Source organism: Cellvibrio sp. ARAG 10.3 (genome assembly GCF_051846955.1).
Taxonomy (GTDB): domain Bacteria; phylum Pseudomonadota; class Gammaproteobacteria; order Pseudomonadales; family Cellvibrionaceae; genus Cellvibrio.
The window spans coordinates 1-11322 of record NZ_JBPYCU010000034.1 but is presented as its reverse complement, the minus strand read 5'-3'; the positions used below and the strand labels follow the sequence as shown (position 1 = coordinate 11322).

The window sequence follows — 11322 nt, the reverse complement described above, 5'->3', positions numbered from 1 at the left end:
TACGATCCAAAGCTTGGACGCTTTTTGCAGACTGATCCGATTTTTTACGCAGACCAGATGAATATGTATGCGTATGTGGGAAATGATCCGGTTAATAAAATTGATCCTACTGGTATGTGGGGTATGTTGCCTGAAAACTATCAAAATATTAAATCTATGCATGGTTACGGGATTCCAGGCGTACTCAGGCCGACGCAAACCCCCAGCTTTAGTAAAGTCTCTGGAGGTGCATCCTTTGTTACAGGTACTGCTTCTGTAGTTTGTATAGCGCTGTGCCTTCCAGCTTCACCAGCGTTAGTCTATATATCTGCCACAACGGGTGTTGCGTCAGCAGTCACCAGTGATAACCCAGGTAAAGAATTAGCTAAAGAAGCAGTAACTCTTGGTGTCGGCAGAAAAATTGATGGAGTGGCAGAGGCAGTTAAAGCAATCAAAAATCTGGATGAAGCGGGTAGTAAAATAGTTGATGCAGCAGCAGGCATTTCGGACATAGGGGTTAATCAAAGTGTGGATAACATGATGAGTAATTCAGTCAGTACAAATGGTAATTCAACCAATGCTTCAGGCAATAGTGATCAGGGAATGAGCTCTGGGATTGTAAGAATTTGTGGTGGCATGGGCGCAGAGAAAGGTGGCTGCAATGATTAACAACATAATTTTTAAGTGACATTCATGTTTCACAGACCTCGTTTAATTAAGATATATACCAGCAGGGAATATGTGTACATGCTGCGATCTGTTTTTATAATGATTGCTGCATATTTTTCCACAGAGATTTACGAAATATTAGAAAATGGATTGCTTATTTCCCGCGGCAACATGTATTCGAGGCGAGATGAGCCTATATTTTTCTGGATGGGAGTTGTTTATTACTTTTCTTTAATGGCAGCAAATGTTTACTTTGTTTTTGTATTTAGAGTTGGAAAAAATGAAAAACTAGAACAGGAGGAAAGCTCAGCCACAAGTGATTCTACTGATATAGAAAAAATAAAGGAAATTAATGAATCTGATACATTAAAAAAATAACCTCGTCCCCCCATTAATGGACAGCCGCTCGGATACGATACGAACGGCAACCTCATCAATGACGGCTCAACCATTTACACCATACGATGGAAATCGTCTGGTGGCGACCTCGGGGGCTAACGCGTCCAGTTTTCAATACGATCCGCTGGGGCGCTTGCATCAGTCGACGATAAATGGGTGTTGTCACTCAATTTTGTATGACGGCGATGCGCTTGTTGGCGAATACAACAACGCCGGCACATTGACTCGCCGTTACATTCACGGCGACCAAGTGGATGAGCCCTGGGTTCAATACACCACCAATAGTACGGCCTCTTCCTATCGTAGTTATCTGCATGCGAATCATCAGGGCAGCGTTATTGCGCATTCCAATAGTTCGGGTGCTGCAACACAAAAGCTATCCTATGACAGTTTTGGGATTCCCAAATCCACCAGTTTGGATCGCTTTGGTTATACGGGACAAATCTGGTTTAAAGAGCTGGGGTTGTTTCATTACAAGGCGCGGATGTAGGATCCGAAGCTTGGACGCTTTTTGCAGACTGATCCGATTTTTTACGCAGGTCATATGAATAAGTATGCGTATGTGGGAAATGATCCGGTAAACATGACGGACCCGACGGGGATGTATGGATATTGGCCTGGGATGGAAGAAATGCAGCAGACTGCGGAAGCGAATGGTCATGCTGAAGTGGCAAGAACGGTCATCATAACGGGCGCAACATCGGCTGTTGATGGCGGTTTGGGGGGAATGTTGCATTTAAGCAGCTTCTGCATACCGAACCTATAGATACAATAAACGATTGGAAAAGTTAGAGAGCGTCTTAAAGGCTGGACGGAAGAGCCTAATAGCAAAAAAACAGGATCCAGATTTCAAGATCCAAATGATAGGTGTGACAGAGTGCGTGTTGATAAAGGTAACCCTGATCATAGTTTGCCTCGGCAAAAAGTTGATCATGTGGTTGAGCAAAAGGTAGGTAAAACCATTGATGCAGAAGGAAAAGAAATCAAGCCAACACCTGAAGCCCTAAAACCTGTTAAAACACCAGAAGCACATATTCCATTAGATGAATGGTTGAAAAGGAGATCTTAAAGATGTCGATTGTATATCCAGATAAATGGGCGGATTTAAGTTATCCTAATATAAGATCTGACCTGCTTCTATTTTTAAAAGAATTATCTGACGTTGGATTTCAAGGTAATTATCTCAATTCGCCAGACACTGCTCATGATCAATTTGATATTGATGAGATATATCATTTCTTTTTTGATGACACAGATCTTGCTGTAGATCCTGAAGGCTGTATTGGCCAAATTCTTTTTGATATTGATGAGGTAAGGGTAATTTCTGGGGTTACTAGTGCTCTAAAAAAATACTAGCTGATTTAGGTGATTCGGGTAAATATAAATTTATTTCTCATCCCTATTGGGAGAGCGTGGTTGATAATGCCTCATGTGCATTAAAAAAATTAGCGAGAGTGGCGTTCCGCTAATAACTTAATAAAAGAGACTGTAGTTAAATCTGTGTAATTGTGTGTCCCTCCCTCCGGTTGGGTTATGATAAACAACTACGAAAGATTTAATTACAGCCTCTCTCCATCAGCGAGGTTGCCGACGATTAAACTCCAACAACGCCTCCGGCCTATCCGTAAACACCCCATCCACCCCCAAGTCCAACATCCACTGCCAGTCCTCTTCATAATTAACGGTATAAACCCAGTTTTTTAAACCGCGACGGCGAGCGTCGTTAATCATGTCTTGGTTTAAAAATCCCAGATGGGTATTGAACGAATAAGCTTTTAATTCATCGCAGCATTGCGCGTAGCTGTAGGGAATGCCTTCTACCAGCACGCCGCGTTTGATGTGCGGTGCGCTTTGCAGCATCTGGAACAGTTGTTGGTGGTCGAAGCTTGATACCAGGTAATGTTCCTGCGTCAGTTGATGGTCCCGTGTAAAAGACGTTAATTGTTCAACCAATACGGGAACGCAGTTCGGGCCTTTGATTTCAATATTGAGCAGGGCACGGTCACCGACAAGCTCCAGTACCTGGCGCAAGGTGGGAACGGGTTCGTCATTTTCGAGTGTCAGCTGGCGGATTTCTGCAAGGGATTTTTCAATCAGCAACCCTTTGCCTTTTAATTGGCGCCCGAGCCGGCGGTCGTGGGTGACGATCAGTTCGCCGCCGATTTGCCAGATGTCGATTTCTACCGCGTCTACGCCCAGCGCAAGGCTGCGGCGAATGGCCTCCAGGCTGTTTTCGGGGCTGGTGTGTTGGTGGTGAATTGGTCCGCCGCGGTGGGCAATGCAAAAAAGTGACGCCATTCCAGCTACCTTCAGGTTAACTAACGCTATACTGCGCAACGCTCAACAGGCTGTTGCAAAACTGGTCCTATGGTAGCAGTAAACCATCCGAGAGTGATCCCGCAAGAGAGTGGCAATTCGATGACAAAATTACTTCTGGTGTTCGGCTGTATCGTTGCGTTTTATCTGGTGTCGTTAATCCTGCACAAGATTATTCGCGAGCGCAGCATCAAGAAAATGTTGGGTGATTTACGGGTGCGTTACGTCACGCGCTTGATGAATATCGGGCTGGTGTTTTGTTGCATTGTGGTGGTGTGTCTGATCCTCGGTTTGGGTTACAGCGAGGTCTCGGTGTTTCTTTCGTCCATCTTCGCGGTAGTCGGCGTTGCCTTGTTTGCCCAGTGGTCAATTCTGAGCAATATCACCGCCAGCATGATTATCTTTTTTGGCTTTCCCTACCGGGTAGGGGACCGCATCAAGATCCTTGATAAAGACGACGACATGAGCGGAATCATCGACGAGATCAGCATGTTCCACGTCATCCTTAAGCGTGAGGATGGCAACATCGTCACCTATCCCAACACGCTGATTCTGCAAAAGGCGGTATTAAAAGTAGAGCATCCATTACCACCGGCAGTCATTGAGGAACATTAAAGCGCAGCTTAAGCCCGTAAGACGTTAACAATGGCCTGACTGACATAGGCCATTTTTTCCGTGGTTAAGCCAGCAACGCTGATGCGGCTGGTATCGGTCATGTAGATGCTGAATTCATTTTTCAGTCGATGCACTTGTTCAACGCTCAAACCCAGAAATGAAAACATGCCGCGTTCGTGGGCGATAAAGCTGAAATCCCGTTCACCCTGTCGCTGATTCAGTGCACTCACCAGTTCCGCGCGCAGGTTCTGGATGCGCTGGCGCATCTGGCCCAGCTCTTCCTGCCACTGCCGGGTCAGTCCGCTGTTGTGCAGGATGATATCCACGATGGCGCTGCCGTGGGCGGGCGGCATAGAGTAGAGGCCGCGCGTAACGCTGAGTAATTGGCTCATGCCTGCATTGGCCTGGGTTTCATTGGCGAACACCAGGCTCAGCGTGCCGGCGCGTTCGCGATACAAACCGAAATTTTTGGAGAACGAGGCTGCGATAATCAGCTCGGGCACCGACTCCGCCAACAGGCGAATACCGTAGGCGTCTTCATCCAGCCCTTCACCAAATCCCTGATACGCCATATCCACGAATGGCACAAAGCCGCGCGTCTGGGCCAGCCGTGCAACCTCCTGCCATTGTTCGCGCGACAGATCCGCGCCGCTGGGGTTGTGGCAGCACGCGTGGAGCAGCACCAGATCGCCGGCGGGCACGTTATTCAGGCAAGCCACCATGGCATCGAAGTCGATGCTGTGGGTAGCGTAGTTGTAGTAAGGATACTCGCGCAGCGTTAAACCGGCACTGCCCAGCAGGGGAATATGGTTGGCCCAGGTCGGCGTGCTCACCCAGGTCGTAGCACCGGGTTTGGCGCGCTGGATAAACTCCGCCGCCACCCGCAAGGCGCCACACCCACCGGGTGTTTGAATGGTGCGAACCCGATTATCCGACACCGCCGTGTGACCGGTCCCATACACTAACCCCACCACCGCGTTGTTAGCACCGGGGTATCCCGCCGGACTGGTATAAGCCTTGGTATTTTCCAGGTTCAGCCGCAACCGCTCTGCCGCCGCCACCGCCGCCATGACCGGCGTCACCCCCGCATCATTTTTATACACCCCCACGCCCAGATCGACTTTGTTCGGGTTGGTATCTTGCTGAAACGCGGCACTCAGGCCAAGGATAGGATCGGCGGGCAGCAAAGGCAGGGATTCAAACATGGTGACTCCGAAACGTTATGGGCGTATGAAAAAGTGGGCTGATTATACGCTCAGGTTTTCGGTTTAACAGGTGCTCAAGGTTACTGTAGCGAAAAAGCTAATTCAGTTTGGGAGGTCATTCAGGAGGAGACATACTAACTAGGGAATGGGTCATGCATGATTGCACGATACAAGTTTGGCGTTAGGGGATTCGTTTCGAAACCCTCAAGTCAGGGATGACTTGAGGGAGCTACAAGGATGTATTCATGCGTTTTCGAAACGAATCCCCTAATGACAAACGAACTACGGAGTACTGTGCTGTTCAGCTCCGCTTGAGCGAAGAATCAATTACAAACCTGGAACTCTACAATGCCACTACCCGACCCAAAGCGCTGCATCGTGTACTTTTCCAGATCAATCAAATAACCATCACCCGCAAGGTTAGCCGTACAACACCCATTACAATCAGAATCTGAACAACCGTCATACACCTTGGCGGTAATCCGACGGCTGCCCTGACGCAGATTAATCGTCTTCATACCCATCCAATTCCAATCCTTCAGGTGCACCGCTGCAATGTTATTTGCCATCACCCAGGACTCCGGTTGCACGCCATTCAAGCCATAGAACTGTCCGGCCCACATACAGCCGTTGTAAAGGATGCATTCATCACTGCCGGGATCGGGGTAGGATTCGTAGTGGGTCAGGTTGGCGCGGTACCAGGTGCTGCCGCAGTCAGGATTGTTAGTGCTGCCAGCCGGGGTGATCTCGATCCAGTTGAAATTCCAGCCGGCTGTTTGGGCAAACACCCCGAGGTTATAGGTGCCGGCATCGATGGTTACGGTTTTGGATACGGTCGTCCAGTTTTGCCATCCGCCGGTAGCGCCGATCTGGAAGGTTCCCAGTTGGATGGCGCCCGCGTTCAAATCCACCGAGGCGGTTGCGCCGGACGGGCTGGCCACGCGCAACTTGACGATGTAGCTGCCGGTGGTCGGAATAGTGAGATTGGTATACGCCAGCCATTCCCCGGTTTCTATCCAGCCGACGTTGTAACCGCCGTTGGTATCGTGGGCGTTTTCGATATCGACATCATCGCTACGGTAAGCACCGCCCGTATTGCCTGGTGTCGTATCGTAGAAATAGGTATAGCTCTCGGCCTGGAACACGACGGCCTGGGCGCTCAGCGACAGCGCAGCCAGTAGTGCACCGGCGCCGAGTGTTAATGTTTTTACCACAGTCATTGGCATGAACCTGAAATGCATTGTTATGACCCTCAGTGTTGTGCGGATGTTATGCAGCCTGTTGCGCGGCAGCAGTGAAAGCGGCAGGTAAAAGCGAATTGTCGTCAGGGGAAAAAGCCCGCGCCTATTCTGGCGCTTCAGGTAAGTCTGCCTGAGCGAGTCGGTCGTGCCAGACACTTTTCTATGAAGGTCAGATACTTTTCTATCAGGGATGACGGGATGCGAGGCGTTTCATAAACCGCCAGTTTAAAAGGCTGCTCAGACGATAAGGGAGGCGATCAGGTATACTCTGCGCCTCGTTTTATCCTAATGCAGGAGCTTTGTCTGACTATGTCGCAGTTCTGGAGTGAGGTGGTGCGCCAACTGGAACCTTATGTGCCCGGTGAGCAGCCGCAGATTGATGGCTTGATCAAACTCAATACCAATGAAAGTCCCTATCCGCCCTCGCCACGGGTGCATGCGGTATTGGATGAAGCGGCCATTGCGCGTTTGCGGTTATATCCCGACCCAAACTCCCGCAGGTTCAAACAGACCTTGGCAGATTACTACGGCGTAACACCGGAAAACGTGTTCGTGGGCAACGGCTCCGATGAAGTGCTGGCATTGTCTTTTATGGCATTTTTCCAGCAGCCTAAACCCTTGCTCTTCCCCGACATCACCTACAGCTTCTACAAAGTCTATTGCCAGTTATTCGGCATCGCGGCCCAAAAAATTCCGTTGCGCGACGACTTCACCATCGACTTCGCCGACTACCCGACGGACAACGGCGGCATTATCTTCCCCAACCCCAATGCCCCCACCGCCATCGGCAAACCGCTCGCGGACATAGAAACGTTACTGCAACGCAATACCCAAACCGTGGTGCTGGTCGATGAAGCCTACATCGACTTTGGCGGCGAAACCGCTGCCTCCCTGGTGAACCGCTACCCCAACCTGTTAGTCGTACAAACCCTCTCCAAATCCCGCGCCCTCGCCGGCATGCGCGTAGGCTTCGCCATCGGCGACAAACAACTGATCGAAGGCCTGGACCGCGTCAAAAACTCCTTCAACTCCTACCCCCTCGACCGCCTCGCCGAAGCCGCCGCCGTAGTCGCGTTTGAAGATGAAACCTACTTCCGCTCCTGCCGCGACAAAGTCATCGCCACTCGCGAATGGACAACCCGGCAATTACAGGAACTCGGCTTCACCGTACTGCCATCCCAAGCCAATTTTGTCCTGGCTCAACCGACAGGCGATGCAGCGGACCTGGCCGCCACATTACGCGAACACAAAATCCTGGTGCGCTACTTTAATGCTCCACGCATTGATAAATTTTTGCGGATTACGATCGGGACGGATGAGGAAATGGAGCGGTTGGTTGAGGTATTGAAAGCGGTTATTTAGTAGCCAATTGGCACAATATGAGTTTGACGTTAGGGCTTATGTTTCGAAACCCTCAAGTCAGGGACGACTTGAGGGAGCTACAGGGATGTATTCATGCGTTTTCGACACATAAGCCCTAATGGCAAACGGCCTACGAAGGACATCTCTCCCAAAGCTGAAATATTAATCTTCAAGACTTCACCTTCTCCTCCAGCGTCGCCCCCTGAATCACAAAATACCGATCCATCCCCGTCCACTGCAACAACTCCCACACCTGCCGATTGCAATGGCACAAGGTAATATTCTGCCGCTGTGAACGTTTCTGCTCCCTGAACAGCAGCAACATCCCCAAGCCCGTCATATTCAATGTCGGCGTGCGGGTCAGGTTGAATTCAAACTGATCCACGTCCTTGCTGGCCGTTTCCCGCAACAATCGCAACCACTCCCGGCGCAGTGTCTGGTCAATCGTGCCGCTGATGTTAATCCGCAAGCCGTGTCCGTTGTTTATGGGAATCCAATCAATATGGGGACCCGTATCGGTGGCCGATTTATGAACGGACCGGGCGTTTGCCGCACCCTTGATAACCGCGGCAGCGCGGCGTTTGGTGGCGACGGCGGGGATGGAATCTTCCCAACTGCTGGTTTCCCCGGCGGTACTCAACACCTCATTAATCAACTGCCCATGAGAGGTGGTTTCCCCGGGATGTTCACCGTCACGAAGGATGAGTTCTTCGTCAATGAAAGGAACCGGTGGTCGCATGGCTGCCTCCGGAGCAAGCCGCAAGTAGCGGGTTTCTTACTGCTATGGCGGCCTCTGGATGGCTGAAGCCGGCCACGTTGATTCGAATTGAACATTATTTATTCGATACCTGCTGAGTATAGCCAGAGTTACCTTGTGTGGCGCATAAATCCTTTGCGGCGATGAAAAAATCAGGTAAGGTTGCCGTCACAACTAGTACTGATCAATCAATAACTTACCGGCATTACCTGAATTTTTTATCACCATTGCCCCTGGCCCGCCGGTTGGTGATGCGAAAAGAATCTAACTGGTGATCGATACCGGATCACTGCTGGAGCCGGTTGGTCAACTGACTTGGGCATCGACTTGGGCGAATATGCAGAATAAAAATACAGCCGTTGAACTCATCAAGAAGTTTCAACAACTATTCACCGACCTGAATCACAAACAGATTGCCGAACGCCTGGTCAAGCTGGTGGTGGTTAAACCGATCGTCAGTCGGGTCGTGCTGATCGTTGAGCGCGATAATCACTTATACGTTGAAGCCATCGCTTGCCAACGCGCACCGGAACCTTTGGTCAGTGGTGTAGCGACCGCGCTCTCGCGTTTAAATTATCTGCCGCAACAAAAAATTCGCGAAACGTTTCTGCTCGGCCATGCCCAGGCATTGGATAGCGACCACATCAATACCCTCGGCGAAAAAGACACCCAGAAAGGCTGCCGCGCCTGCTACCTGCATCCCATCCTGGAAAAAGAAAAAACCATCGCGGTGTATTACATCGAAACTGAACGCGACTTGCCGCAGCTGCAACAAGCCGTGGCGGAACTGGATACCGTATGGACGTTCAGTTCGCTACTTATTCGCCAGGTGATCGAGATGTGGCGGCATGAAGAGCAAGCCGAACGTTTCCGTTTGGCCGAGCAGGCGCTCTGGGCCAGCGAAACCTACCTCAACGCGATACTGCGTTATTCGCCCGCGCTTATTTCGGTCAAGGATCTGGATGGCAATGTGGTACTCGCCAGTGAGCATTTCAAATTGATGGCGAATATCGATGAGAAAGGCTTTGTGGGGAAAAATGTCTTTGACGTATACCCGGCGGACATTGCCCAGTCGATGTGGGACATTGATGTAGCCGCGCGCAATAAACAGCAAACCTTTGAAACAGAATTGGATTTACTCCATAAAGACGGCACCTTGCATACCTACCTGGTAGTGAAGTTTCCGTTGCGTAATAAAGAGTCGGAAGTCTTCGGTGTGTGTACCATCGGCACCGATATTTCGGAGCGCAAGCTGGCGGAAAACGCACTGCGTGAACAGCAGTCGCGCCTCAATTACATGGCCTTCCACGACTCGCTGACGTCTTTGCCTAACCGCTCTTTATTTTACGACCGCATCTTCCACGGCCTTGCCCGCGCACGGCGCAGTAACAGCAAGGTAGCGCTGATGCTGCTGGATATTGATCGCTTCAAGATTATCAACGATAGCCTCGGGCACGATTCCGGCGATTTATTATTAAAGGCGATTGCCATGCGCCTTAATGAAGGCGTGCGCGATATGGACACCGTGGCGCGACTCGGTGGTGATGAGTTCGTGGTGGTGCTCGAAGGCGTGCACGATATTGACGATGTCATCTTCGTCGCCAATAAATTACTGGTCACCCTCGCACGCCCGCTGGAGATCAGCGGCCATGAAATTACCACCACGGTCAGCATCGGCGTGAGTATCTTCCCCGACGACGGCTCCGATGCGGATGAGCTGCTTAAGAACGCCGACATCGCCATGTATAAAGCCAAAGAGGCGGGCAAAAATAATTGCCAGTTTTATGCGAAAGGGATGAATGCTACAGCGGTGAATTACCTGCTGTTGGAAAATGATTTGCGCCGCGCGGTAGAGCAGGAACAATTGATTTTGCATTACCAGCCCCAGATCGATTTACAGACCGGTGAGCTGATGGGTGTGGAAGCGCTGGTGCGCTGGCAACATCCGGAACGTGGACTGGTTTCGCCCGCGCATTTTATTCCCCTCGCGGAAGAGACCGGTTTAATTGTGCCTATCGGTGAGTGGGTCTTGCGCGAAGCCTGTCGTCAACAAAAAGCTTGGCTCAACAGTGGTAAACGCGTAGGCAAGATGGCGGTGAACCTGTCTCCGCGTCAATTTCGCCAGAAAAATTTTCCCGGCAAGGTGGAAGCGATTCTGCGCGATACCCAACTTGATGCCGAATACCTGGAACTGGAAATCACCGAAAGCTGCGCAATGGAGCACGCCGGCGAAACCATCAATCACCTCAAGCAATTAAATGAGATGGGTTTGTTTCTCGCCATCGACGACTTCGGTACCGGTTATTCATCGCTCGCTTACTTGCAGCGTTTTCCGATTCAGAAACTCAAGATCGACAGCAGTTTTGTGCACGACATCCACGACGACCACAACGACGCCGCCATCGCCAAAACGATTATTGGCCTGGCGCACGGCATGCAATTGAAAGTGGTGGCGGAAGGTGTGGAGACGGAATACCAGGCCGAATGGTTGCGCCAACAGGGTTGCGACCAGGCGCAAGGTTTTCTCTATGCCAAACCGCTATCGCCCAAACAATTTGAAAGCCATTTCCACGGCGGCAAGTTTGCGTTTGACGGCAACGTCGTGAAGCTGGATAGCTTAAAGGTAGGCGCCTGACCATCTCGTAGGTCGGATTAGCGCAGCGTAATCCGACGCGGTTTTTTGAGACATTGTCGGATTACGCTGCGCTAATCCGACCTTGTATCTCTCTGAAGAAGTTGATTAGCTACCAACTTCAACACCCGAGCCGGGTGAATGCGT

At 50.6% G+C, this 11322-nt stretch carries 12 protein-coding genes and 1 pseudogene; 9 read left to right on the top strand and 4 right to left on the bottom strand.

The features are described 5' to 3' along the window. The 6 genes and pseudogenes from ACSV5M_RS21280 to ACSV5M_RS21255 all read left to right on the top strand — a co-directional run. The coding region (locus ACSV5M_RS21280) for an RHS repeat-associated core domain-containing protein (RefSeq protein WP_439178857.1) at positions 1-648 on the top strand (648 nt) is incomplete at its 5' end. 78 nt (positions 649-726) lie between these two features. Then, positions 727-1026 (top strand): hypothetical protein, encoded by a 300-nt coding sequence (locus ACSV5M_RS21275; RefSeq protein WP_439178855.1) that lies wholly within the window; start codon positions 727-729, stop codon positions 1024-1026. Positions 1027-1084: 58 nt separating this feature from the next. Continuing rightward, positions 1085-1537, top strand: a complete 453-nt coding sequence (locus tag ACSV5M_RS21270; RefSeq protein ID WP_439178853.1) for a hypothetical protein — start codon at positions 1085-1087, stop codon at positions 1535-1537. A 12-nt stretch (positions 1538-1549) separates the two neighbouring features. After that, positions 1550-1813: pseudogene (locus ACSV5M_RS21265) on the top strand (RHS repeat-associated core domain-containing protein); the annotation flags it as partial. Positions 1814-1924: 111 nt separating this feature from the next. Then, the gene (locus ACSV5M_RS21260) at positions 1925-2116 is read left to right on the top strand and encodes a hypothetical protein (RefSeq protein ID WP_439178852.1); all 192 of its coding nucleotides are present in this window, start codon (positions 1925-1927) and stop codon (positions 2114-2116) included. A 2-nt stretch (positions 2117-2118) separates the two neighbouring features. Next, positions 2119-2403, top strand: coding sequence for an SCO4402 family protein (locus tag ACSV5M_RS21255; RefSeq protein WP_439178850.1), 285 nt, complete (start codon positions 2119-2121; stop codon positions 2401-2403). Between the two features lie 219 nt (positions 2404-2622). Here the strand turns inward: ACSV5M_RS21255 and ACSV5M_RS21250 are convergent, their stop codons facing one another. Then, positions 2623-3345, bottom strand: a complete 723-nt coding sequence (locus tag ACSV5M_RS21250) for a glycerophosphodiester phosphodiesterase (protein ID WP_439178849.1) — start codon at positions 3343-3345, stop codon at positions 2623-2625. Between the two features lie 120 nt (positions 3346-3465). On the opposite strand from ACSV5M_RS21250, the gene ACSV5M_RS21245 reads away from it, so the two are divergent. Continuing rightward, on the top strand, positions 3466-3978 hold the full coding sequence (locus tag ACSV5M_RS21245) for a mechanosensitive ion channel domain-containing protein (protein WP_439178846.1): 513 nt from the start codon (positions 3466-3468) through the stop codon (positions 3976-3978). Between the two features lie 8 nt (positions 3979-3986). On the opposite strand, the gene ACSV5M_RS21240 is transcribed toward ACSV5M_RS21245, so the two are convergent. Together ACSV5M_RS21240 and ACSV5M_RS21235 are read right to left on the bottom strand one after the other, a co-directional pair. Further along, positions 3987-5183 carry an aromatic amino acid transaminase gene (locus ACSV5M_RS21240; protein ID WP_439178845.1) on the bottom strand — a complete coding sequence of 399 codons (1197 nt, stop codon included), beginning with the start codon at positions 5181-5183 and terminating at the stop codon, positions 3987-3989. Between the two features lie 323 nt (positions 5184-5506). Next, positions 5507-6403 carry a carbohydrate-binding protein gene (locus ACSV5M_RS21235; RefSeq protein WP_439178842.1) on the bottom strand — a complete coding sequence of 299 codons (897 nt, stop codon included), beginning with the start codon at positions 6401-6403 and terminating at the stop codon, positions 5507-5509. A gap of 330 nt (positions 6404-6733) precedes the next feature. Between ACSV5M_RS21235 and hisC the strand changes: the two genes are divergently transcribed. Further along, the gene (gene hisC, locus ACSV5M_RS21230) at positions 6734-7786 is read left to right on the top strand and encodes a histidinol-phosphate transaminase (RefSeq protein WP_439178840.1); all 1053 of its coding nucleotides are present in this window, start codon (positions 6734-6736) and stop codon (positions 7784-7786) included. Positions 7787-7955: 169 nt separating this feature from the next. Here hisC and ACSV5M_RS21225 read toward each other — a convergent pair whose 3' ends face one another. Beyond that, the gene (locus ACSV5M_RS21225) at positions 7956-8525 is read right to left on the bottom strand and encodes an STAS domain-containing protein (RefSeq protein ID WP_439178838.1); all 570 of its coding nucleotides are present in this window, start codon (positions 8523-8525) and stop codon (positions 7956-7958) included. Positions 8526-8814: 289 nt separating this feature from the next. On the opposite strand from ACSV5M_RS21225, the gene ACSV5M_RS21220 reads away from it, so the two are divergent. Further along, on the top strand, positions 8815-11178 hold the full coding sequence (locus tag ACSV5M_RS21220) for a putative bifunctional diguanylate cyclase/phosphodiesterase (RefSeq protein WP_439178836.1): 2364 nt from the start codon (positions 8815-8817) through the stop codon (positions 11176-11178). The last annotated feature ends 144 nt before the right edge of the window (positions 11179-11322 follow it).

Coding starts and splice junctions, on each gene's coding strand:
- ACSV5M_RS21275 (WP_439178855.1), top strand. CDS start 727: ATGCTGCGATCTGTTTTTATAATGATTGCTGCATATTTTTCCACAGAG.
- ACSV5M_RS21270 (WP_439178853.1), top strand. CDS start 1,085: ATGACGGCTCAACCATTTACACCATACGATGGAAATCGTCTGGTGGCG.
- ACSV5M_RS21255 (WP_439178850.1), top strand. CDS start 2,119: ATGTCGATTGTATATCCAGATAAATGGGCGGATTTAAGTTATCCTAAT.
- ACSV5M_RS21250 (WP_439178849.1), bottom strand. CDS start 3,345: ATGGCGTCACTTTTTTGCATTGCCCACCGCGGCGGACCAATTCACCAC.
- ACSV5M_RS21245 (WP_439178846.1), top strand. CDS start 3,466: ATGACAAAATTACTTCTGGTGTTCGGCTGTATCGTTGCGTTTTATCTG.
- ACSV5M_RS21240 (WP_439178845.1), bottom strand. CDS start 5,183: ATGTTTGAATCCCTGCCTTTGCTGCCCGCCGATCCTATCCTTGGCCTG.
- ACSV5M_RS21235 (WP_439178842.1), bottom strand. CDS start 6,403: ATGACTGTGGTAAAAACATTAACACTCGGCGCCGGTGCACTACTGGCT.
- hisC (WP_439178840.1), top strand. CDS start 6,734: ATGTCGCAGTTCTGGAGTGAGGTGGTGCGCCAACTGGAACCTTATGTG.
- ACSV5M_RS21225 (WP_439178838.1), bottom strand. CDS start 8,525: ATGCGACCACCGGTTCCTTTCATTGACGAAGAACTCATCCTTCGTGAC.